This is a genomic window from Streptomyces sp. NBC_01591 (assembly GCF_035918155.1).
Taxonomy (GTDB): domain Bacteria; phylum Actinomycetota; class Actinomycetes; order Streptomycetales; family Streptomycetaceae; genus Streptomyces.
Genome location: NZ_CP109328.1, coordinates 800,461 through 822,020 on the forward strand (window position 1 = coordinate 800,461; position 21,560 = coordinate 822,020).

At 68.1% G+C, this 21,560-nt stretch carries 16 protein-coding genes and 10 pseudogenes; 11 read left to right on the plus strand and 15 right to left on the minus strand.

Annotated elements, in window-relative coordinates:
* Positions 1 to 328 precede the first annotated feature (328 nt).
* Genes OG978_RS44900 through OG978_RS44910 form a run of 3 tightly spaced genes read left to right on the plus strand, consistent with a single transcriptional unit; the run spans position 329 to position 1,917 of the window.
* The gene (locus OG978_RS44900; protein WP_326770827.1) at positions 329 to 997 is read left to right on the plus strand and encodes a hypothetical protein; all 669 of its coding nucleotides are present in this window, start codon (positions 329 to 331) and stop codon (positions 995 to 997) included.
* On the plus strand, positions 997 to 1,311 hold the full coding sequence (locus OG978_RS44905; protein ID WP_326770828.1) for a hypothetical protein: 315 nt from the start codon (positions 997 to 999) through the stop codon (positions 1,309 to 1,311). The genes OG978_RS44900 and OG978_RS44905 overlap by 1 nt, the downstream gene beginning before the upstream one ends.
* 36 nt (positions 1,312 to 1,347) lie before the next feature.
* A complete protein-coding gene (locus tag OG978_RS44910; protein WP_326770829.1) occupies positions 1,348 to 1,917 on the plus strand; it encodes a transcriptional regulator in 570 nt (189 codons plus the stop codon).
* 459 nt (positions 1,918 to 2,376) lie between these two features.
* On the opposite strand, the pseudogene OG978_RS44915 reads toward OG978_RS44910, so the two are convergent.
* The 4 genes and pseudogenes from OG978_RS44915 to OG978_RS44925 form a co-directional block, all read right to left on the minus strand.
* Positions 2,377 to 3,329, minus strand: a pseudogene (locus tag OG978_RS44915) (IS5 family transposase).
* 295 nt (positions 3,330 to 3,624) lie between these two features.
* Positions 3,625 to 3,855: pseudogene (locus OG978_RS48695) on the minus strand (transposase family protein); the annotation flags it as partial.
* Positions 3,856 to 3,926: 71 nt separating this feature from the next.
* A complete protein-coding gene (locus OG978_RS44920; protein WP_326770830.1) occupies positions 3,927 to 4,364 on the minus strand; it encodes a DUF4259 domain-containing protein in 438 nt (145 codons plus the stop codon).
* 55 nt (positions 4,365 to 4,419) lie between these two features.
* Positions 4,420 to 4,692: pseudogene (locus OG978_RS44925) on the minus strand (transposase); the annotation flags it as partial.
* Between the two features lie 5 nt (positions 4,693 to 4,697).
* On the opposite strand from OG978_RS44925, the pseudogene OG978_RS48700 reads away from it, so the two are divergent.
* Positions 4,698 to 4,817: pseudogene (locus OG978_RS48700) on the plus strand (IS630 family transposase); the annotation flags it as partial.
* Positions 4,818 to 5,321: 504 nt separating this feature from the next.
* Positions 5,322 to 5,747 (plus strand): hypothetical protein, encoded by a 426-nt coding sequence (locus OG978_RS44930; protein ID WP_326770831.1) that lies wholly within the window; start codon positions 5,322 to 5,324, stop codon positions 5,745 to 5,747.
* 488 nt (positions 5,748 to 6,235) lie between these two features.
* Here the strand turns inward: OG978_RS44930 and OG978_RS48705 are convergent, their stop codons facing one another.
* Both OG978_RS48705 and OG978_RS44940 read right to left on the minus strand, forming a co-directional pair.
* Positions 6,236 to 6,361, minus strand: coding sequence for a hypothetical protein (locus OG978_RS48705; protein ID WP_442817892.1), 126 nt, complete (start codon positions 6,359 to 6,361; stop codon positions 6,236 to 6,238).
* Between the two features lie 55 nt (positions 6,362 to 6,416).
* Complete coding sequence (locus OG978_RS44940) at positions 6,417 to 6,845, minus strand: hypothetical protein (protein ID WP_326770832.1); 429 nt, start codon at positions 6,843 to 6,845, stop codon at positions 6,417 to 6,419.
* A gap of 353 nt (positions 6,846 to 7,198) precedes the next feature.
* On the opposite strand from OG978_RS44940, the gene OG978_RS44945 reads away from it, so the two are divergent.
* Positions 7,199 to 7,414, plus strand: a complete 216-nt coding sequence (locus OG978_RS44945) for a hypothetical protein (RefSeq protein WP_326770833.1) — start codon at positions 7,199 to 7,201, stop codon at positions 7,412 to 7,414.
* 120 nt (positions 7,415 to 7,534) lie between these two features.
* On the opposite strand, the gene ku is transcribed toward OG978_RS44945, so the two are convergent.
* Complete coding sequence (gene ku, locus OG978_RS44950; protein WP_326770834.1) at positions 7,535 to 8,494, minus strand: non-homologous end joining protein Ku; 960 nt, start codon at positions 8,492 to 8,494, stop codon at positions 7,535 to 7,537.
* Positions 8,495 to 8,586: 92 nt separating this feature from the next.
* Between ku and OG978_RS44955 the strand changes: the two are divergent.
* Positions 8,587 to 9,744, plus strand: a pseudogene (locus OG978_RS44955) (phytoene desaturase family protein); the annotation flags it as partial.
* 185 nt (positions 9,745 to 9,929) lie between these two features.
* Positions 9,930 to 11,149 (plus strand): annotated as a pseudogene (locus OG978_RS44960) (AI-2E family transporter).
* Between the two features lie 300 nt (positions 11,150 to 11,449).
* Here OG978_RS44960 and OG978_RS44965 read toward each other — a convergent pair.
* Positions 11,450 to 11,601: pseudogene (locus OG978_RS44965) on the minus strand (leucine zipper domain-containing protein); the annotation flags it as partial.
* A 1,027-nt stretch (positions 11,602 to 12,628) separates the two neighbouring features.
* Between OG978_RS44965 and qcrB the strand changes: the two are divergent.
* Positions 12,629 to 14,269: a cytochrome bc1 complex cytochrome b subunit gene (gene qcrB / locus OG978_RS44970; protein WP_326770835.1), complete on the plus strand. Its 1,641-nt coding sequence runs from the start codon at positions 12,629 to 12,631 to the stop codon at positions 14,267 to 14,269.
* Between the two features lie 9 nt (positions 14,270 to 14,278).
* On the opposite strand, the gene OG978_RS44975 is transcribed toward qcrB, so the two are convergent.
* Together OG978_RS44975 and ctaD are read right to left on the minus strand one after the other, a co-directional pair.
* Positions 14,279 to 14,668 (minus strand): cytochrome c oxidase subunit 4, encoded by a 390-nt coding sequence (locus OG978_RS44975; protein WP_326770836.1) that lies wholly within the window; start codon positions 14,666 to 14,668, stop codon positions 14,279 to 14,281.
* A complete protein-coding gene (gene ctaD, locus OG978_RS44980; RefSeq protein ID WP_442817893.1) occupies positions 14,665 to 16,377 on the minus strand; it encodes an aa3-type cytochrome oxidase subunit I in 1,713 nt (570 codons plus the stop codon). Before ctaD ends, OG978_RS44975 begins: the two co-directional genes overlap by 4 nt.
* 707 nt (positions 16,378 to 17,084) lie before the next feature.
* On the opposite strand from ctaD, the gene OG978_RS44990 reads away from it, so the two are divergent.
* Entirely contained in the window at positions 17,085 to 17,801 is a 717-nt protein-coding gene (locus OG978_RS44990; RefSeq protein ID WP_326770837.1) for a VOC family protein, read from the plus strand.
* A gap of 106 nt (positions 17,802 to 17,907) precedes the next feature.
* Here the strand turns inward: OG978_RS44990 and OG978_RS44995 are convergent, their stop codons facing one another.
* Together OG978_RS44995 and OG978_RS45000 are read right to left on the minus strand one after the other, a co-directional pair.
* Positions 17,908 to 18,525 (minus strand): hypothetical protein, encoded by a 618-nt coding sequence (locus tag OG978_RS44995; RefSeq protein WP_326770838.1) that lies wholly within the window; start codon positions 18,523 to 18,525, stop codon positions 17,908 to 17,910.
* 71 nt (positions 18,526 to 18,596) lie between these two features.
* A pseudogene (locus OG978_RS45000) lies at positions 18,597 to 19,252 on the minus strand (transposase); the annotation flags it as partial.
* A gap of 172 nt (positions 19,253 to 19,424) precedes the next feature.
* Between OG978_RS45000 and OG978_RS45005 the strand changes: the two are divergent.
* Positions 19,425 to 19,939, plus strand: a pseudogene (locus OG978_RS45005) (transposase); the annotation flags it as partial.
* 7 nt (positions 19,940 to 19,946) lie between these two features.
* Here OG978_RS45005 and OG978_RS45010 read toward each other — a convergent pair.
* The 3 genes and pseudogenes from OG978_RS45010 to OG978_RS45020 form a co-directional block, all read right to left on the minus strand.
* Positions 19,947 to 20,131, minus strand: a pseudogene (locus tag OG978_RS45010) (transposase); the annotation flags it as partial.
* 189 nt (positions 20,132 to 20,320) lie between these two features.
* On the minus strand, positions 20,321 to 21,139 hold the full coding sequence (locus OG978_RS45015; RefSeq protein ID WP_326770840.1) for a hypothetical protein: 819 nt from the start codon (positions 21,137 to 21,139) through the stop codon (positions 20,321 to 20,323).
* Between the two features lie 5 nt (positions 21,140 to 21,144).
* Positions 21,145 to 21,531 (minus strand): hypothetical protein, encoded by a 387-nt coding sequence (locus tag OG978_RS45020; RefSeq protein WP_326770841.1) that lies wholly within the window; start codon positions 21,529 to 21,531, stop codon positions 21,145 to 21,147.
* Positions 21,532 to 21,560 lie beyond the last annotated feature (29 nt).

Sequence of the window (21,560 nt, forward strand, 5' to 3'; positions counted from 1 at the left end):
TGGCAACCGCACAGGTTGGGAGCCCTGCCGACTGCTAACTCAGAAGGTGCGGGACAGCGGCTTGCACCTCGTGGCCGTTCCGAGGATTTGGACACGATCGTGAGACTGAGCGGCTGGACACGGCGTGAGACACCGCTAGAAGACGCAGGTCACAGCGCCGCAGTAGGACACGGGCTGCGAGACCTTACACGAGCCTGTCCCGACGCGATCAAGAGCCCCTCCAAGGCGCTTGGTCGCCCCCCTCGCCGCCTGTCTCCCGCTGCGGGCCCATCTTCCCTGGGCCGCACCGGGATCGCCCCGCAGTCGCCAATCTGGGCGATCAATGTCGATGACCACCACACGAAAGGGCCCCATGTACGACTGCTCTGTCTGCCTCGAACCCCTCGAACCGGACGCCAACGGGGCGATTGCCGCCGTCGGCTTCACCAAGGACCGCCCGGAGAACTGGGTTTGGGGCCCCTACCCCGTCCACGACGAACCCTGCCGGACATGGATCGCCGACCCCGCCTTCTCCAACCGAGTCGGCACCGACGGATACGAGAAGACCACGATACGACTGACCGTGCAGGCGCCGGAGACACGGCAACTGCTCGATCACTGGGCACAGATCATGAACTCGCCCTACGTCGCCCGTGACTCCGTGAAGTTCTGGTCGGACACGATCTCAGGCACCGACGAACCCGACGGCAAGGAGATGACGCCCTGGCCCGAGATGGATGAAGCCCTCGACCTGGCCAGCGCGCACTTCAGCTGCCTCGGCACCCGCTCACGCAGCAGGGAAGCCCAGGCCGGATACGACATTGCTGTCCACAACGCCGCCCAGGGCAGGCGGGTAGCGATGTTCGCCCCCGACCTCACCCCCCGCAACCCCGTCCCCAACCTGACGATCGACCGCGTCAGGCCGCTGACCACGGAGCACATCGAACACGTCCTGCGCGACATGACCGAACGCGGCGAACGCGCCCCCCCCTCGTCGTCATCGACCGCCTTCAGCTGATGAGCTGGCACGACGAGAACGGCCCCTCCCGAATTGCTTCCCGGGACGACATCGACATGGTGTCCAGGGAGCTCAAGTCCATCGCCATGACCGAATCCCTGGGCACACCCTCGATCCTGCTCATCGCCCGACTGGAACGTCCGCGCCGTGAGGGCCGGCCCCTGGACCTCGACGACCTCGGCGCGGCCGCCGAACTCGAATACCATGCCGACCTCGTCACACTCGTCGACCGCACCGCCCCAGCAACGGTCGACGTCCTGGTAGCCAAGGACCGCTCGGGCCCGGCGCCACGCCGCTTCACCGCCAGCTGGTAGCCGGGGCCCGACGACGAGGAAGCGAGGAAGGGACTCATGCCGGAGAGGACCATCGACTTCGGGAAGTTCGGGGCGCGGGGCATCAAGGGCAGCGACGCCGTCGCACGCAAGCTCGACGAGCTGGCGGACGGCATCGTCACCCCCGTCACCGTGAAGCGCGGCCTCATGGCCCGCCTGCACTACCTCACGAAGACGGACCACAGCCGCAGGGCGGCCAGGGACGCCGGACTCACGGTGACCGACCGGACGCTGAAGGCGTGGCTGGAGGAGCGGCGCCGGCCGTCGAACGCCAACCTGGAGCGCATCGATGCCGCCTACCGCCAGGTGCGCCGTCAGAACGTCGCCCGGCACCTCCTGCGACGCCTGAACGCCGACGGCGGGACACGGGTTGAGATCCACCCGCTCAACCAGTCGCAGATGCCGCGCCCGCTCCAGCGGCTGGTGGAGTACCGCACGATGAACGTCCGCCGCTGGGACCGCATCGTCGAGGCCTGGGCGTCCGGCGACCATCAGGGCCTGGACGATGCCTGGGAGGACGTCATCGTCGACCTGGGATCGCAGTGGGGCCAGCACGAGTACGTCACCAACATCGGCTTCGCCGCGTAGATCATCGCCGTAGACCGCCCTGCGCCCCCTGAGCGCCTGTCAGCCGCCCCGGGCCTCCTGGCCCAGGGCGACTGATCTTCGCGCTTCAGAGGGGCGCACAGTGAGCGGCTCGATTCGCGCCCACTGCGCGTCAGTCAACGGCACACACGAACAACGACCGGCGGGGCTGATTGGAACGGCGCTGCCCGTCAGGCGGTCGGCTCGGTGCGGAGCCGTCGTACGTCCCGCACGAGCGTGTACAAAGCCTGAGAAAGATCACAGCTCCAGCCCCGATCCAGAGGGCCGACGCCCCGGAGCGGTACTCACGAACGGCAAGAACGAGCAGCATCATGCTGGCAAGGACGCCGAAGGCCGAGATCAGAGCGCTGATGCGGTGAGTCACACGGACATCATCAACAACAACCTCGGCCAGCGGAAGTGATCCAAACGAACCGGCCTAGGGCGTGTATCGAGTCGTGATCACCGGATGGTCGGGGTGAGGTCTTTGATCCAGATCATCGAGGCGCGCAGGTGGAGTCCGGCGAGGTAGCTGTCCGGGGTCTTGTCGTATCGGGTGGCGATGCCACGCCAGGCCTTGAGCTTGTTGATCAGGCGTTCGACGGTGTTCCGTTCTTTGTAGAGGTCCGCGTCGTGACTGGCGGGCCGGCCGCCCCTGCTGCCCTTCTTCTTCCGATTGGCGGCTTGGTCCTTCTTCTCCGGGATGACTGCCTTGATGTGACGTTTCCGCAGGTGGGCCCGGTTACCGCGGGACGAGTAGGCCTTGTCCCCGGCGACCGCGTCCGGCCGGGTACGGGGGCGGCCGACGGGCCCGCGGACTCGTATCTTCCCCAGCACGGGGATGAACTGCGGGCTGTCGGCGGCCTGTCCCGCGGTCAGAACGAACGCCGGCGGGCGGCACTCGCGGTCGGCGGCAAGGTGGACCTTGCTGGTCTGCCCACCTCTGGAGCGTCCCAGGAGGGCGGCCTTCAGCCGGAGTTTTCGGCGACGCCGGATGCGTCGTCGCTCTTCCCGCTCGGGATCGTTTTCGGCGTCCTGCCCGGTTTGTTCTTCGAGGCCGCCCCCTTTGACCTGGCCTTCTCCTCCTCGGCGGCGGCCTCCTCCAGCGCGGCGACGACGCCCTGGTCCAGATGCATCCCGGCGGCGTCGTGGTGAGCCCGCGCGGTGGTGGAGTCGACGCCGACCAGGGACAGGTCCACCTCGCCCCGCTTCGCGGCCTCCGCGATCAGCCCCTCCAGCAGGGCCTCGAAGACGCCGGCGTCACGCCACTGCCGGAAGCGGTTGTGGACGGTCGACCAGGCACCGAACTCCTGCGGCATCTCCCGCCACTGCCCGCCCGTCTTGAACCGCCAGATCACCCCCTCGAACTGCTGCCGCAGCCGCTCGGGGTACGGGCCGTACTCGCCGATCGGCAGGTACGGTCGTCGCGTAGGTCCGTCCGCGTCGCACGGCGAACTCGTCGACGCCGAGAAGCGGGACCGGGCCCGAGGACGGGAGCGGCAGCGCGCGGATCAGCCGGAGCAGAGTGTCCTTGCAGGTGCCGATAGCCATGCGTTCGGAGAGGCGTGCTCCTGCCCGGCCGCCCAGGAACAGGGCCATGTCGGTGAGCTGGGCAGTGAGAGCGTCCGTGCGGCGTGCGTGGCGCCGGGTCAGGTTCGGTATCTGCTCGGCGAACGTCCGCCGGTCGCATTGATCGTTCCCGCACACGAGCCGGCGGGCCCGTAGTTCTAGTCGTACACGCTTGCCTGCGACCGGACGATCCGCCAGAGCCCGCGGGTAGTAGCAGTGCACTTTTGAGGATCTTCGTCCGCAGTCGGGACATGCGGCCGACGCGGCTTGCGACCGCACAGCCAGTCGAACCTCCGTATCCGTGAGTGCCACTTCCTCGACCTGAACCCCGACACCTGGCAACAGAACGTCCGCGACGCGAACCCCACCCATCACACAAGATCGATGCCCAACTACCCCCAAAATAGCGACAGAGCCAAGTTCTGTGACTGTGGGTCACCGGCTTAGATGTCGAAGAGGGCTTCCTCTTGTGGCGGGATCGGAGGGTCAAGGACATCGCGGAGGCGGGTGATGTCCTGGCGCCATTTCGGGCCGTCTGCGGCTTCGCCCCACAGCTCGGCGAGTTCAGACAGCTCGGCGACCACTTGGTCCAGTGCGTCGACGGCGAGCGTTCGGAGGTCTGCGGGGAACTCCGGTAGCGGCTCCGATGGACCGTAGATCGAACACGCCGGCTCGCCGTCAGGGTGCTGTGCGACAACCAGGGCTGCCGCGGCCACGGCTCGCTCGGCGTCGGGGGCGTCCAAGTAGTCCGCAGGGTCGGCGGCGCGTTTGAGTACGCTGCGGATCACGGACTCGCGTTCTTCCGCGGCTGCCTCGTCCAGGTCGCCGGCGAAATCGGCGGCGGTGTCGTTGTCGAAGGGGCTGATGTCCCAGGTGCCCATATGATCTCCTCGCGTGGCCGTCCGGGGATCCTCGCATTGGCCACCGACAGTGAGGTCACGAGGCAAGCAGTACCCGCTTGCGCAGGAGCTTGAAGCCAGAGCGTCCATACATCTGCCGCTTGATCATTTTGATGCGGTTGACGTGGCCTTCCACGACACCTGAGCTCCAGGGAAGGGTCAGGCCGGCAGTGACGGCTGCGAGGTAGCGTTCGAGGCCGTTGGTGAAGGTGTGCAGGCTGGGCAGGTCGTCGGCTCGGACCGCCTCTATCCACTCGGAGAGCCGTTCTCCCTGGAGCTGGGTGAGCATCTGCCCGAAGGAGCGGACGTGCCCGGGCCGCCGCGAACCTCGACCAGCTCGCCGCCGCCGTGAAACGCAGTCTCAAGAAGACCCAGTACCGACCGCGCCTCATCGATGGCTGCCTCATGGGCACCGGCCTGACCCTGACCAGCTGACACGATCAGGCCGAAATCACACATTCAAGTTCAGTAGTCCCCGTGATTTCCCGCACTGTCGGGCATGCGAGGGGCACACAACGACCTCGTTGGTGGGGCGTGGGCGCACCCGACGGACAAGGACACGGCAGACTGCCGCTAGGTGGATACCAGTGGCAGTGACAACGCTGCTCTTCGTGCTCGCGTCGGTCTCTGCGATCTTCCAAGCTCGCAAGGGCCAGTGGTGGACCGCGGCCGCGGTCTTTCTGCCTTCCCTCGGCGTGGCCGCGCTGCCAGCCGACCCTCTCCAGCAGCCCGAGTGCCCCGCGCGCTTGTCGGGCGAGCGCACTTCGGTGCCGGGCCACCGGTGTCAGGGTTCGGTCGTCGGTGACGCCCCAGTGAGGAATAGCCTCGATCGGATCGCCCGGATAGCGGTTGCGGAGCGCGCCTGCGGGTGCGCTGGTACGCGCCGCGTGTTTCGATCGGGTCGATGGGGGTCCCGTTCGTCAGAAAGGCTGGAATCCCATGTCAAAGTCGACCGACCGCATGGCGGCGCTCTCGGAAAAGGCGCACGAAGCGCAGGAGAAGGTGCAGCACGCGATCTCCGAGGACAGGAAGCAACTGTCGGACTCGGTCACCAAGGCCAAGCAGGACTCGATACAGAGGGCGGACAAGCTCCAGCGCGAGGTGTCGGCGAAAAAGGCCGAGGCCTCTGCCTCGCTGGCGGATGTGGGCACCAAGTGGCAGGAGCACGTCCAGTCCGTGAAGTCCCGCATCGATGACCGGAAGGCGGAAGTCGATATGAAGCGTGCCGACCGTGCGGCGGACGATGCGGAGTCCTACGCGTTGGACGCGATCGGCTTCGCCACCGCCGCGGTCGAGGAGGCCGAGTACGCCACGCTCGACGCGACGCTGGCCCGTACGGATGCCGATGCCAAACACACGAGGTAATCCGAAACATCAAGAACGCCCCCTCCAAGAATTGGCGAATTCCAGGGGTCGTTGCAACACAGGTGATCAACTGGCTGTTGCCAGGAGCTTTCGAGTTCCCCCGCGATTGATCGGGGCGGGGCCGTGACATGACGAGGGCCGCGCGGGTTCTTCGAGTGTGGTCAGAGCCGCCAGCCCCGTCGATAGCACGAGGCCCTGGGAGTCAGCGACATCCCCGGGGTCTCTGTGCACTTCGCTTGACCTAGGCCCAACGAACGACCACAGCCTGCGTCACGCCCACTCCATGCCCACCTCGCGCAGCGCGTCCAAGTTGCTCTGCCGGTGTCCCACCTCGCGCGTGCGTTCGAGCACCACACCCCCAGTTTCACGACCACCGGCTCCGTAGCGCCGTCGACCGCGATCTCCTCGGCGTGGCCGCGCGGTACAGGCCGGTGGGCGCCTTCCCGTTCCACCAGGGGCATTGCATGATCGCGATCTGTCCGGGTTGATCACGTGAGGCCGAGGGCTGACAGCGGGCGGTGGTAGTCGCGGCTGGTTTGGCGGAGGGCAGCGGCGATGTTGGTCTTGCCGTTCTGGCGGAAGACGCTGATGGCGAGGTTGCGCAGGCTGGCCATGGTGCGGGGCAGGTGGCCGGTGCGGACCTTGGAGTCGTCCTCGCGGAAGGTGCGGTCACGGACGTGGTGCAGGAGGTTCTCGATGCCCCAGTGACCTCTGATCCAGGCGGCGAGCTGGGGTGGCGTCGTAGATGTCCAGGCTGGTGATCACGTAGACCCGCTCGATGGTGAGCTTGCCCGTACTCAACTCCCGTCGCCATCGGACGACTTGGATGGCCTGGCGGGCGCCGGGATAGTCGAGGTGGCGGAAGGCTGCGACCTTGAGCCGGCGGATCTCGTCACGGTGATGGGCCTTGTCGCGGGTGCGGTGCTCCAGCGGGATGTCGGCCCACGGCAGCTTCCTGACCTGCGCATACAGACCGGGATGAAGGATGTGCCCGGTGCCGCGCACGAGGCGGAACATCTCGGAGATGTGCACGGTGTCGCCCGGCCGCGCGTACGAGACCAGTCGGACGCGTCGACGAACTTCCGGCAGGACGGGCACGCGTAGAACCGGTCGCCGGAGTACCAATCAGCCGTTGGAGCCGCCACGCGATACTCGGTGACGTCGTAGTACACAACGGCTCCTGGCCGACCGCAGAAATCGCACATCGGCGCCCTTGAGTTCTCCTGACACGAAACCGGCCACGGCAGCGCAATCCGGTCAACGGCCCCTGGTGCCCTGCGCGCGTGCCGCGCAGGCGCTGATAGCCGCCGGGGCCAGCATCCAAGACAACACGGGAGCCACCGTGCGCCTACGCACCGCTGTGACAGCACTGACCGGGGCCGCAGTCCTCACCGTTGCCCTGGCCGGATCCGCCCAGGCGGCTGACGGCTCGATCTTCGGAAGACATCAAGGTGGGGGACCTGAACGACGGCGACGGCTGGGGCTCCAGCCTCGTCGTGCACAGCGACCAGGGCGTTCTCCGGGAGTACCGCGTCCACGACAGTCAGTCCTATTCGTTCGGCGACGAACCCTTCTACCGCGTCAGCGGGGTGTGGTTCTCCATCTGCAACTGGAACGAGGCCACCGACGCCCTGAACTCCTGCGCGCGCCTGACCAAGGGCGGCTGACAGGAACGGCCATCGCGCCAACGGCCGCGCCCCCTTCACGCGGGCGCGGCCGTGCCCGGGGTGGCGAGCATCGGAGCGATCCGCGGCAGACCCACCATGACCATCCCGTTTCGCGCCCGCTCAGGACGCGCTGCGCTTCCTCGCGGCCGCGGTCTTCTTCGTGGTGGTCTTCTTCTCCGTGTTCTTCTTCGCGGCAATGGTCTTCTTCGCCGTGGTCTTCCTGGCCGGGGCGGCCTTCTTGGCCGTGGTCGTCTTGCGTGGCTGCATCGTGTGCACGGTGGCGTCCTGGCCGTGCTCGCCGCGTGATTCCCTGGCCGCCTTGACGGAGGCGTTCAGGGCGGCCATCAGGTCGACGACCTTCCCGGATTCCCGTTCCTCGCCCTCGGCCGGCTCCGGGAGCTCCTTGCCCTCGGTCTTCGCCTCGATCAGCTCCTCCAGGGCGTCGCGGTACTGGTCCCAGAAGCCGGAGATGTCGTCGAGGGCCATGGTGTCGGTGAGCTGGACGGCCCGCTCGATCTCGTCGTCGTCCAGGTCGACGTCCTTGGGTGCGAGGGACTCGGGGCTGCGGATCTCGTCGGGCCACCGCATCGCGTGCAGCACGATCGCGTCCTCCCGCACCCGGAGCAGCCCCAGCCGCTCGCGGTTGTGCCACGCGAACTTCGCGACGGCGACCTTGTCGGACCGCTCCAGCGCCTTGCGAAGCAACGTGTAGGGCCTGGCCGCGACCTGCCCGTCGATCGCGAGGAAGTAGCTGTCGCTGATCCGGATCGGGTCGATGCTGTCGGCGTCGACGAACGCCACGATCTCGATGGCCTTCACGGTGGGCAGCGGCATCTCGTCGAGCTCTTCATCAGTGACCGGGACGACCTCGTCCTTCGCGACCTCGTAGCCCTTGCCGATCTCCTCCTGCGGCACGACCTCGTCTTCGATCGAGCAGATCTTGCGGGTACGGACCCGGCCCATGTCCTCCAGATGCACCTGGTGGAAATGAACCGAACGGTCCTCAGTTGCACTGACCACCTTGATCGGGATGCTGACCAGGCCAAAACTCACCGCTCCGGTCCACAAGGGCCTCGGCATCCGTACCTCCAGGCCCCCCCTGGCGGGCATGGGCCGGGAAGCGGACCGGAGCGCCGGGAAGGGGGCCGTCCCCGCTCAAGGCGGGGGCAGTCGCGGCCGGGCCGCGTGGGGCGGGCGGACTGCGACTGGCCAGGACGATGGTGCTGCCGGTGCGGCGTCTGGGCGAGGAGGAGTTCCGCGGCGAAGGCGGCAGGCTCCTGCTCGCGGGCAACGCCCTGCACGCCGACCTCGCACCGGAGACAGCGGGCAGCGGCGGCTTCGGCTGGCTCATGTCCATGCTCGGCCAGACCTACGGTTTTCCCGTCCCCACCGGCGGCGCCGGGGCGCTCACCGCCGCTCTCGTCCGCCGACTGGCGCGGCGTGGCGGGGCCGTCCGCTGCGGGGAACGGGTCACCGAGGTCGTCGTCCGCGGCGGACGGGCCGTCGGCGTCCGCACCGCGGCGGCGAGGCGGTAGCGGCTCGCAGGGCAGTCCTGGCCGATGTGTTCGCGCCGGCTCTCTACAGCTCCCTGGTGGCTGAACGGCACCTCCCCGGCAGGCTCCTCGCCGACCTGAAGCGCTTCCAGTGGGACTTCGCCACGTTCAAGGTCGACTGGGCACTGAACGGCCCGGTCACCTGGACCTGCCCGGAGGCCGCGCGGGCGGGAACCGTCCACCTCGCAGAGGGCGTCGACGGACTCACCCGCTACGCCGCGCAGATCGCCAGGGGCCGCGTCCCCGACGAGCCTCGCCCTCTTCGGCCAGACGACCACCGCCGACCCCAGCCGCTCGCCCCGGGGCACCGAGTCCGCCTGGGCCTACACGCACGTACCGCACCGCGTGCGGGGCGACGCCGGTGACGACCGGCTGACCGGTTCGTGGGACGTCCGGGAGCAGAAGGCGATGGCGGACCGTGTCGAGGCACAGGTCGAGCGCTATGCCCCTGGTTTCCGCAGCCTCATCAGGGCCCGGCGTATCCTCGCCCCGCCCACGCTGGAGAGTATGGACGCCAACCTTCACGGCGGCGCGATCAACGGCGGCACCACGGCCATGCACCAGCAGCTGGTCTTCCGCCCCACCCCGGGCACCGGCCGCCCGGAGACACCCGTCCCCCGGCTCTACCTCGCTTCCGCCTCCGCCCACCCCGGCGGGGGAGTCCATGGCGCCCCCGGAGCCAACGCCGCCCGAGCTGCTCTGCGCGGGCAACGCATCGGCGTCCTCTCCCACCTCCAGAGCAGTTTGACCCACCGCGACCGCAAGGGGCAGCGCTGACGGCGGCGTCCCCGCCCACCCCGCGTTCTCCCGTCTGTGGCCGGGCGCAGGGGCAGGCGACAGCGAATGACTGCCCCCTTGACACACCGGCGCCCCGCGCCACGTCCCTCCGCCCATGGGGTGACATCCTGCACATGTCGGTCCGGGAGCCCGGAAGACGCGGCCCTTCCTGGTAACAGCAGGGAATGCCCAGGCCCTCGCACCCGCAGCCCGGCAACACGGACCCCGGCGTTCCGTCCGAAGGACGACGGCACCGGACCCGCGCCGCGTCACGTCGGGCGCTGCGCGGCGTGACCGGTCCCGCGGCCCGGAACCCAGGCGTGCGGCAGGCGCCGCCCCGCCCGCGGTACACGCCACGCGTGAACCCCACGCTCCAGACGGCCGCCGCCTACGCCTGGCGGATTCTCGCGGTGGGAGCCGCCGTGTACGTGGTCTTCTCGGCGCTGGGGCGATTCCACGAAATGGCGGTAGCCGTCTTCCTCGGCCTGGTCGTGACTGCGGTGCTGCGTCCGGTCGGGGATCTGCTGGTCCGCCTGATGCCGCGGCCGGTCGCCGTCGCCGTGGCACTGCTCGGCAGTATCGTCCTCGTCCTCGGTGTCCTAACGCTCGTCGGCGAGGCGGTCGCCGGAGAGCGCAACGGGCTGGAACGGAGTTCGGCGACGGGCTGGGCAGGATCGAGCACTGGCTGGAGGGGCCGCCGTTCCGGCTGAACCCGAGGACGCTCGACGGCCTCCAGTCCCGGATCGGGCAGTACCTGTCCAGTCATCGCTCCGCCCTCATCAGCACGGCCGTCAGCAGTGTGGGCCGACTGGTCGAGGTCGTGACGGTATTCGTCCTGGCGTTGTTCTGCTCAGTTTTCTTCATGCACTCGGGCGACCGGCAGTGGGACTGGTTCTGCGATCAACTCCTGCAGAAGGCCCGGGCCCGGGTGGCGATCGCAGGCCGGGCCGCCTGGCGCACGTTCACCGGATACACCCACGGCATCATCCTGGTGGCAGGGACCAACGCCGTATTCGTAGGACTGGCCCTGTTCGCACTCGGAGTACCACTGGCCCTGCCACTGGCGCTGCTCGAGTTCTTCGCCGCCTTCATCCCGTTGATCGGCTCACCGATCGCCCTCGCCGTCGCGGCCGTGGTGGCTCTGGCGGCCAAGGGCCCGATCGTGGCGGCCGTCGTCCTCACCCTGATCGTGGTCATCGGCCAGATCGAGGGCCATCTGCTGCACCCGCTGGTGATGGGCTGGGCCGTCCGCCTGCACCCAGTCGTGGTCGCGCTCTTGGTGATCGGCGGCGCCATCGCGGCGGGCGTGCTCGGAGCGGTGGTGGCGATGCCGCTGGTGTCAGTCCTCTGGTCGGTCCGTCAGACGCTGGCCCGCGCAAGTGAGTCCACGCCCGCGAAGGGTTGAGCGGTGTGCACCGGGAAGGGTGCGCCGAGGCGGAAGCGGGACCGGCCTCCTTGGCCGGCCTGCCCACGCGCTTGGGCCGGAAGCCGAACCGCTTGCCTCCGGGGACGTCGTCCTCGTCGGCCACGACCAGGGACGCGAGCAGCTCACGGGCCTTGACCGCGTCGGGAGGTTCGGGGAGTACTGGCCGGGAACCCCGCCCGGTAGGCCGCCGGAGTACCGGACGAATCCGTCCGCGCCCCGACTCGCCGCGGGGGAGGAGCAGGACCCCCGCCCCCGCCTCTTCCTCCGCGGCGACCTCACCAACGCGGAAGCGGGCCACCCACCGGTGCGCGCACTGTCGTGAGACTTCCCAGCTCCCTGGCCACATGCGCCACGGGACGCAGGCCCTGCACGACACGGCGCACCAGAAGGCATCTGCCGTGAAAGGTCAGCCGGGCATTAGCGTGGGCCATCAAGACCTCCGGTTGTGGTGAAGACAGGCGTCTCCACTACTCCCGGAAGTCTCCTCTTGATCAACTACCGACGCGAGTAACCAACCTCATGGCCGAGTACACCTAGCGGTCCCCCGTACGCTCCCCGCCGTAGACTTATCAGGGAGCTTGAGCCTTGCCAGACGTCCAGTTCAGGCGGGCCCCGCGAGATTGATCCCGCCAAGGGCGGCGGGATTGGAGTTTCCCACGGCTCTGGCCATCGCGGGCTCTCTCTCCAATGAGCGGAAGCCTCTGCCTCGCTTTGTGAGTGGTGGAATCCCCTCAGAAAGGACGTGGGCCAGATGAGCCACCTTGTGAGCCAGGCGCCCATCAGTGACATCACACTGGCCGCTTCGGCTGTGCGCTGGATTTTCCCCCTCGGTATAGCAGTGGTCGTAGTCGCTGTTCTGCTTGGCCTCGTCTGGTGGGACGCGCGCCGTCGGTCTCGGGCACGACAGCAGGGACCACGGGCCGAACGTTCCTCCCGAAGCAGCGAAAACTTGAGGGCTGCAGATGATTTCGGGGAAGGTCTCAGCCCATATGAGATCAACCGCCCCTCTTCGCCAAGGGACGTACCCAAGGATGACAACGGTGGGGCTTTTGGCAGTGGAGGACCCGGCGGCTGACGGGTCGGCGACATCGGCGGCACTTGCCAAGATCACCGCGGACCGGATGTGCGCGGAGACGGCCGGCTGAGAAGGAAGTCGCCGACGTTCAGGGTTCCGCCAACTGTCTGTGGAGACCGCCGGTTGTGCGAACGGAGTCATACCGTCGAGGGCGACGCGGCGACGCGCATCAGTCCTTGCGGCGGCGAGGCCCCGCATATCGCTCGCGGGGTGGGGCCGACGCACCCGCGCGGCGCCACCCGGCACGTCAGGGCCAGGTCGGCCGATCAGGTGCCGATACCGCGATTCTGCGTAGTCCCTTCGAGTAATGCGCTACCCATAAAGAGCGAACCGTAACAATAAGGGGCGGGGGGGTGGAAGGAAGATCGACGGGAGAGTGGTGCATGCCCCTGCGGAGGCGTAAGGCGCAGCTGAAGGCCCGGGCCGGGAAGACGGCGGTCAGTGGTTACGGTGCGGTGGATGGGCGCCTGCCCGTCAGCGAGCTGGCCCGGCAGTTGCTGCGCAAGGCCTTTCCCGACCATTGGTCCTTTCTCCTCGGTGAGATCGCCCTCTACTCCTTTGTGGTCCTGCTCCTCACCGGCGTGTACCTCACTCTGTTCTTCGACCCGAGCATGATGGAGAGCGTCTACACCGGTTCCTATGTGCCCCTTCAGGGGGTGAGGATGACGCAGGCCTACACCACCACCCTCGACATCAGCTTCGCCGTGCGCGGAGGCCTGCTGATCCGTCAGATCCACCACTGGGCGGCACTCGTGTTCGTCGCCGCGATCGCCGTCCATATGCTGCGGATCTTCTTCACCGGCGCCTTCCGTAAACCGCGGGAGGCCAACTGGATCGTGGGCGTGACACTGTTCGTACTCGCGCTTCTCGAAGGATTCGCGGGCTACTCGCTGCCCGACGACCTGCTGTCCGGTACGGGCCTGAGGACGGCGGCCACCATTGTGGGGTCGATCCCTGTCGTCGGAACGTACCTGGAGCTGTTTGTCTTCGACGGACAGTTCCCGGGCGATGCCGTGATCCCCCGTCTGTACCCCGTGCATGTCCTGCTCGTGCCCGGCCTGATCGTGGCGCTGATCACCGCTCATCTCATCCTGGTGGTCTATCTCAAACACACCCACTGGGCGGGTCAGGGGAAGACCAACGAAAACGCCGTCGGCTCACCGGCGTTTCCTCACTTCACCGCGAAGACCACAGGTTTTTTCCTCATGGTGTTCGGCGTACTGACGTTGCTGGGCGCGCTCGCCCAGATCAACCCCGTATGGAACTACGGCCCCTACCGCGCCAACCAGGTCTCGGGTAACGCACAGCCGGACTGGTATGTCGGGTTCCTGGAGGGCGCGCTCCGGCTGATGCCGCCATGGGAGACCGACATTGCGGGCCACACCGTCATGTGGAATGTGTTCATTCCGGCGATCGTGCTGCCAGGCGTGGTCTTCACAGTGCTGTTCCTCTATCCCTTTTTCGAGAAATGGGTGACGGGCGACCGCAGGGAACACCATCTGTGCGACCGGCCGCGCAATCGGCCGACCCGTACGGGGCTCGGCGTGGCGGCCATCGTCTTCTACGCCGTTCTCCTGGTCGCCGGCGGCAACGACGTCGTAGCCTTCTCGTTCAGGGTTTCGGTCGAGGCCATGACCTGGATCCTCAGAACCGCGCTGATCGCCGCCCCACTCCTGGCCTTCGCGCTGACCAAACGCCTCTGCCTCGCCCTTCAGATGCGGGACCTCCATCGGCTGACCGAAGGTGAGGAGACCGGCCAGGTGACACAGTCGGTGAACGGCGGTCTCTCGGAGAGCCGCCGTGGCCTGAGCCCGACAGCCCGCTACCGCATCCTGATGCGTGATGTCCCGACGCCCCTGGAGCTCCCCGCGGAGGGCCCGATCTCGAGTCGGCGACGGCTTCGGACCGTACTGAGCGGCTGGTACTACGGGGACCTCGTGGAACTGCCCGTCACGGAGGAGCAACGGTCCCGGATCGCGGAGCGGACGACACGGCCGGAGCCGGTCCGCGAACGCGAGGACTGAGAACCACCCTCAGTCCTGGACACGCACGTACTGGAAGACCATTCCGAACACCCCCGCCAGGACCAAGCCCAGCCCGATCAGGAACAGCCACAGACCGAACACCACACCGATGGCGAGCACGGCCATCCCCGCGGCTGTCAGTGACGGCCAGATGCTGTGCGGAGGAAAGAAGTCCACCGGACCGGACCGCTCGTGGATGTACCCGTCCCCGCGGTCCTCGGGGCGCAGGCCCTTCCTCCGGTAGTTGGTGGCGAAGAAGAACGTGACCAGCAACGCCATGAGGAACGAGACGGTGAGAGCCGCCGTGCCTGTCGGATCACGGGACCACACGGCGTAGAGAACATCGGTCACGAGGAAGAACCCCGCGACCCCGGCGAAGACAATGGCCTCGGTCTTCATTCGCCCGACTCCTCTTCAGCGCCCGATGCAGAGCGGGACCCGCCTCGGCCGAGGCCCGGCTTCTCCGGCGTGAGGGGATGGTGCAGGTCGAAGGCCGGCGAGTCGGAACGCACGCGGGGCAAAGCCCGGAAATTGTGCCTCGGGGGCGGACAGGAGGTCGCCCACTCCAGGGAACGACCGAACCCCCACGGGTCGTCCACCTCGACCTTGGGCGCGTAACGGCTGGTGCGCCACACGTTGTACAGGAACGGCAGTGTCGACAGGCCCAGCAGAAAGGAGCCGACGGACGAGATCGTATTGAGCAAGGTGAAGCCGTCCGCCGCGAGATAGTCGGCGTAACGCCGGGGCATTCCGGCCTCACCCAGCCAGTGCTGGACCAGGAAGGTCAGCTGAAAGCCGATGAACAAGGTCCAGAAATGGATACGTCCGATGCGTTCATCCAGCATGCGTCCGGTTAACTTGGGCCACCAGAAGTAGAAGCCGCCGAACATCGCGAAGACTACTGTTCCGAAGAGCACGTAATGGAGGTGGGCGACGATGAAGTACGAATCGGTGAGATGGAAGTCCAGCGGGGGTGAGGCGATCAGCACTCCACTGAGGCCGCCGAGGAGAAAAGTCACGAGGAAGCCGATCGCCCAGAGCATGGGTGCCTCGAACGAGATACTGCCGAGCCACATGGTGCCGATCCAGTTGAAGAACTTGACACCGGTGGGCACGGCGATGACGAACGACATGGCGGAGAAGAAGGGCAGGAGAACGGCTCCTGTCGCGAACATGTGGTGGGCCCAGACAACCGCCGAGAGCATGGTGATGCTGATCGTGGCCATCACCATTCCGAAATACCCGAACATCGGCTTCCGGCTGAACGCGGGAATGATCTCGCTCACCACTCCGAAGAAGGGCAGTGCGACAATGTAGACCTCGGGATGGCCGAAGAACCAGAACAGGTGCTGCCACAGCAGCGCCCCGCCGTTCGCGGCGTCGTAAACATGGGCCCCGAACTTCCGGTCGGCTTCTAGGGCGAGCAGGGTGGCGGCGAGCACCGGAAACGCGAGCAGCGCGAGGATCGAGGTGAACAGTACGTTCCAGGTGAAGATCGGCATCCGGAACATGGTCATACCCGGCGCACGCAGACAGACGATCGTAGTGATGAAATTGACGGATGCTAGGGTCGTACTGATCCCCGACAGCACGAGGCCCATAGTCCAGAGGTCTCCGCCGGCGCCGGGCGAGAAGACGGCACTGTTCAGCGGTGCGTAGGCGAACCAGCCGAAGTGGGCCGCGCCGCCGGGCACCACGAATCCGGACACCACGATGATTCCGCCGAAGAGGAAGAGCCAGTAGGTGAGCGCGTTGAGGCGGGGAAAGGCGACGTCGGGCGCGCCGATCTGAAGCGGCATGATGGCGTTCGCGAAGCCGCCGAACATCGGCGTGGCGAACAGCAGCATCATGATGGTGCCGTGGACAGTGAACAGCTGGTTGTACTGTTCCGCGCTGACGATCTGCAGCCCTGGCCGGGCCAGCTCCGCGCGCATGAGCATGGCCAGCACTCCGGCCAGCAGGAAGAACCCGAACGCGGTGACTATGTAGAGATTGCCGATGACCTTGTGGTCGGTGGTCGTCAGCCATCCCATGAGTCTCACACCGGCATTGATGCGCTTGTTGGCCACCGGCGCGGCCGACGCGGCTTCCTGCAGGTCCTGCGCCATCAGTTCTCCGTCCCTCCCGGTTGACTCGATGGTGGAGCCTGCCACCGTGGACGGCCCGTACGACTGGCGGTGACACCTCGAATTTCACCAATTCACCGGTGTTCCGATCGGGTGTCCCAGGAGCCCGCATCGTCCAGGATGCCGGGCGGTCATGAGCCGGACCGTCGTCACGTCCGGTGCGAGCGCCGGGGGTCGGCTGGTTGACGGCGCGTCTGTTCGGGCGGGCATGCGCGACTGTGCTCTGGCAGTGGACCAGCTGTTCCGGCCCCGCAGCCGCCCACCGGCTCAAACGCTCAGGACCTGAAGTGGGATGCCGAAGGCCACCTCGCGACCCTCACTGAGGCCGACAAGACCAGCAGCTACGTCTACGACGCCGACGGCAACCGACTCATCGCCAAGAACGCCGACGGCTCCAGCACACTTACCCTGCTCCAGGGCAACGTAACTCACCGTCGCCGCCAACGGCACCAAGACCGCCACCCGTTACTACACGCACAACGGCGAAACCGTGGCCGTCCGCACAGGTGCGACCACCTCGTACCTCATCAGCGACCACCAGGGCACGGCGATGACCGCCATCACGGTCGGAACTCTCGCCCTCACCCCCCGCGGCAAGCAACTCCCCTTCGGACAGCTCCGCACCACTCAGTCGACAGCCTTCGGAACCAACCGTGCCGGTGGCCGGTGCGCCCTGCTGGGTGAGCCTGATGGCACGGGACCTGCGCGCGGCACAGTTCTTCTACTCCGGTGTCATGGGCTGGACGTTCAGGCCCAGCATGCTTGGCAGCGAGTTCTCGGTGGCTCTGGCCCATGGTGAACCGGTTGCCGGGATCGGATGCTGCCCGGGCGGTGGCCATCTGGCCGTCTGGACCCCGTACTTCGCCGTCGGGGACGCGGACGAGACGGCGGCCCGGATCAGTGAGCGCGGCGCCACGCTTGCCGTCGGCCCTCTGGTCCTGGGTGAGGGCCGTGCCGGGATCGCCGCGGACCGGGACGGGGCCGTGTTCGGATTCTGGGAAGGCCCGGCCCTGACCTGGCCGGTGGGACGGGGCGGAGCCCCGGTCCGGCTGGACCTCCAGACCCGTGACGCGTTCGACGCCGCCATCTTCTACGCGGAGGTCTTCGGCTGGGCCCAGCCTCCCGGCGGCTGCACGGTCGACTACGCCCAGGACCACATCATCGTCCAGGCCGGGGGACGCACCGTCGCCACCCTGCGCGGCGGAGGCGACGAAACCGGCCCGGACCCAAGAGTTCGGCCCCGGTGGAACGCCCACTTCCGAGTGAGGGACGGCGAGCAGGCTGCGGCGGCCGCCGTCACGGCCGGAGGCGAATCCTCACCGGTTCCCACACCGGCCGGTACCCCGGACAGCGCGTTCATCATCCGCGACCCCGACGGCGCCCTCTTCACCCCGTCCGGCGCCTGACGATGGCCACCCCTGCCAGGTACTCACGCCGACCGAGTCGGCGCCCAACCCGGGCGTCGAACATCTGGGGAGCCAGAACAACCCGTTGACCGGGCGGACACCGGCGCTAGCCGTGCCGGGTGAAGACTTCGCGGACGCCGGGCAGGTCCGCTTCCTTCTCCTTCTCGGCCTCGTACCGACCGTTCTCGTCCCGGATCGCCACGACGGTCTCCGGGGTGAAGTCCTGGCCGAAGCGGTAGACGTCCAGGCAGTAGTCGAAGCCGGACTCGCCGAAGAGGTCCGCGTCCTCGCGGCGGCAGTACTCCGCCAGGCCGTTGGACACGTGCCAGCGCGTGCCGTCGTACCAGAAGACACCGCCTGCGTAGTGAATCGTCCGGCCCGTCGCGGAGTCCGTGAGGTTCAGCGACTCGTAGTTCTCGGGACGGTCGCGGATCAGGGCGACGAGGGATTCGGGGAGGCCCTCGTAGAAGGACTCCTGAAGGGCGAAATCCTCCTCGGCGTACAGATTCAGCGCCGACTCGTGGTCGAACGTCAGCAGCAGCACGCGGCCGTCCTCCGCGAAGTACCAGACCGCGGACTGGCCGCCGCGGTCGTTCCAGGCCAGACGGCGTGCGCCGGTCACCGTCACCGGTTCGACCTCGGCGAGGTCGTCCATGATGGCCGCGCGGCGCCGCACTTCCGGGAGGGGTGTCGCTGCCAGGGCATCCCACATCGCGTTACTCATTCCCGCAGGGTATCCACCGCCTACGACAAGGCCGTCACTAACTAGCTCGCCGCCCTCCACGTCGCCGCACCGATGCCACGCCAGGCCTTGAGCTTGTTGATCAGGCGTTCGACGGTGTTCCGTTCTTTGTAGAGGTCCGCGTCGTGACTGGCGGGCCGGCCGCCCCTGCTGCCCTTCTTCTTCCGATTGGCGGCTTGGTCCTTCTTCTCCGGGATGACTGCCTTGATGTGACGTTTCCGCAGGTGGGCCCGGTTACCGCGGGACGAGTGGGCCTTGTCCCCGGCGACCGCGTCCGGCCGGGTAGGGCGGCCGACGGGCCCGCGGACTCGTATCTTCCCCAGCACGGGGATGAACTGCGGGCTGTCGGCGGCCTGTCCCGCGGTCAGAACGAACGCCGGCGGGCGGCACTTGCGGTCGGCGGCAAGGTGGACCTTGCTGGTCTGCCCACCTCTGGAGCGTCCCAGGAGGGCGGCCTTCAGTCGGAGTTTTCGGCGACGCCGGATGCGTCGTCGCTCTTCCCGCTCGGGATCGTTTTCGGCGTCCTGCCCGGTTTGTTCTTCGAGGCCGCCCCCTTTGACCTGGCCTTCTCCTCCTTGGTGGCGGCCTCCTCCAGCGCGGCGACGACGTCCTGGTCCAGATGCATCCCGGCGGCGTCGTGGTGAGCCCGCGCGGTGGTGGAGTCGACGCCGACCAGGGACAAGTCCACCTCGCCCCGCTTCGCGGCCTCTTCGCCCCGGCGGCCTGCTCGCCGGCCAGGTTCCGGGGCGGGCCCCCGGTGCTGGCCCCCGGCAAGCCCTGGAGTCCGGGCGGACCGTGCCGACACGGTCGGTGACCTGCTGCGGGAGGAGGCATGGAAGACCGAACTCGCCGCTCTGGCCGCCGCGGCACATCGCCGCTCAGCGGCCAAAGCCGCCCTGCGCCGCCTTGGCCATCGCGTCCTGGCCCTGACCGAGGAGATCGACGGGCTGGAAGCCGAGCTCACGGCCTTGACCACCCAGGCCGCCCCCGAACTGCCGGCACTCAAAGGCGTCGGCTCGGATGTGGCCGGTCAGCTGCTGGCCACCGCCGGTGACAACCCTGGCCGGCTGAATTCCGAGGCGGCCTTCGCTCACCTCTGTGGCGTCGCTCTCATACCGGCCTCGTCCGACGCAGGGACCGCCACCGGCTCAACCGCGGCGGCGACATCGCCGCCAATCACGCTCTGCACACCATCGTGCTCAGCCGCATGCGCTGGGACGAACGCACCCGCGCCTACGTCGAGCGACGCACCACCGAAGGCCTCGCGAAGAAGGACATCAGGCGCTGCCTGAAACGACACGTCGCCCGCGAGGTCTACCGCGTCCTCATGCGCTCGATCCGCACCACAGACACCAACACACAAACCACTCAAAGCGACCTCACTGAAGCCGCTTGACATCCATAAGCGCATCCTGGGCGTTCTCGACCTGGCCGGTGACACCCGTGTACTGGCGGGCCGCCCCGGCGCTCTTGGTGCCCTTCTTGATGTCACCGGTCTCGTCCGCGATCAGCACCGCGTCCTCGGCCCGCAGCGAGTCCACCACGAAATCCCGTGCCCTACACGATCCCGCAGTTCATCCGCGTCCCAGCACCAGACCTCGTCCGCGGTCAACTCATCACGCCGGACCAGACCCGGCGGCAGCTTCAGCCCCATGCACCGCCAACGACTCCGATCACACCACGTCACGTGAACGACCGGCTGCAGTACCGGGATGAAACAGGCGCCGAGGAGCCGTGCACATGGGCGGCGTCGCTGTCGGACCCTCCACTGTCCTGCTCATGGCTGCGCGCTCGGCTGCTCCGTCTCGCGCAGCGTGAACGCCGCCTCCGTCGTACGGCACAGCGCCTGCACCGCATGACGCAGCGAGCGCCAGGAGGCCAGGCCGAGGAGGATACCGAAGGGGGCCGCGGGCCACCACCAGGCGCCGAGCACCGTGAACGCCGCGCTCCAGGCGAGGGCCTCGCAGGCCGCGTCATAGGCGTCGCGGGCCTCGGCCAGCGCGGCGCGGGGCTGGTCGGCCGCACCGAGCAAGAGGGTGGTCCAGCTGCTGACGACATCGCCGCCGGTCTCCCGTCCGACGTTCTCCTCGGTGAGGCGGAGGCGGTCGCCGGACCAGGTCGGTGACTGCGGCCGCCCGCCCGTTCTGGCCCGGGCGGCCCGCGCGTCGAGCCGGTCGGCGCGCAGCGCGTGGCCGTCGGCGCGGGCCCGCACGGACCGCCGGGCCAGCACGTCCGGTTCGACCCAGCGCCGTACCCGCCACTTGGTCACCCGTCGGCCCACCGACATCAGCCACCACGGCCAGGCCCCGGAGGCAAGAGAGCCGATCGCGGCCGCCGCGTAGGGGACCGCGAACGCGGTCCCCACCACCGGCACCGCGACGAGCACGAGCGAGGCGACGGCGTCCGCGGACAGGCCGCCGCTCGTCCGCAGCGCGTCGGCGATCCGCTCGCGCGCGAGGGCGATGTCGTTCCAGTGGGCATGGCCCAACTCCCCGCCGCCGACGACCGTGACGACGACGAACAGCGCGGCGGGCAGCAGCCGCCGCAGGAACCAGCCGTCGGGTATGCGCTTCTGCAGCTCGATGAGCAGGCCCACCGCGGTCAGCCGTCCACCAGCCGCATCGGCCCTCCGGCCAGCTCACAGGTCGGTGTGGCGGTCGCCGCCCCGTCGCGCAGTTCGACCCGGGCGCAGCGGCTCGTGGGGCAGACCCAGCCCACCGACTGCGGGGTGGGGGCGCCGGGCCAGTCGCCGACGCCCATGGTGGCGGGCAGTCCGAGCCCGTTTGGGACGCCGGCCGACTCGACCGCGTCGTGCAGCGCGCGTACGGCGTCCCGCCACTCGGCACCGGCCGGATCGGCGTCCCGTACGACCGGGAAAGCCGACTCCCAGACGGCGGAGGAGACGAGCGGGCGCAGTTCCTCGACGTTGCGGCACAGGTATTCCACGGCGTCCTCGTACACACCGCGCGCCTTCGCCCCGTCTCCCACCTCGGCCTCCCTCGAAGTCCTGATAACCA

What these genes read in the sequence shown, in the direction of transcription:
- OG978_RS44990 (WP_326770837.1), top strand. Translation starts at nt 17,085, where the DNA reads ATGGCACGGGACCTGCGCGCGGCACAGTTCTTCTACTCCGGTGTCATG.
- OG978_RS44905 (WP_326770828.1), top strand. Translation starts at nt 997, where the DNA reads ATGAGCTGGCACGACGAGAACGGCCCCTCCCGAATTGCTTCCCGGGAC.
- OG978_RS44900 (WP_326770827.1), top strand. Translation starts at nt 329, where the DNA reads ATGACCACCACACGAAAGGGCCCCATGTACGACTGCTCTGTCTGCCTC.
- ctaD (WP_442817893.1), bottom strand. Translation starts at nt 16,377, where the DNA reads ATGGCGCAGGACCTGCAGGAAGCCGCGTCGGCCGCGCCGGTGGCCAAC.
- OG978_RS44910 (WP_326770829.1), top strand. Translation starts at nt 1,348, where the DNA reads ATGCCGGAGAGGACCATCGACTTCGGGAAGTTCGGGGCGCGGGGCATC.
- OG978_RS44975 (WP_326770836.1), bottom strand. Translation starts at nt 14,668, where the DNA reads ATGAAGACCGAGGCCATTGTCTTCGCCGGGGTCGCGGGGTTCTTCCTC.
- OG978_RS44995 (WP_326770838.1), bottom strand. Translation starts at nt 18,525, where the DNA reads ATGAGTAACGCGATGTGGGATGCCCTGGCAGCGACACCCCTCCCGGAA.
- OG978_RS44920 (WP_326770830.1), bottom strand. Translation starts at nt 4,364, where the DNA reads ATGGGCACCTGGGACATCAGCCCCTTCGACAACGACACCGCCGCCGAT.
- OG978_RS44930 (WP_326770831.1), top strand. Translation starts at nt 5,322, where the DNA reads ATGTCAAAGTCGACCGACCGCATGGCGGCGCTCTCGGAAAAGGCGCAC.
- ku (WP_326770834.1), bottom strand. Translation starts at nt 8,494, where the DNA reads ATGCCGAGGCCCTTGTGGACCGGAGCGGTGAGTTTTGGCCTGGTCAGC.
- OG978_RS48705 (WP_442817892.1), bottom strand. Translation starts at nt 6,361, where the DNA reads ATGGCCAGCCTGCGCAACCTCGCCATCAGCGTCTTCCGCCAGAACGGC.
- qcrB (WP_326770835.1), top strand. Translation starts at nt 12,629, where the DNA reads ATGCCCCTGCGGAGGCGTAAGGCGCAGCTGAAGGCCCGGGCCGGGAAG.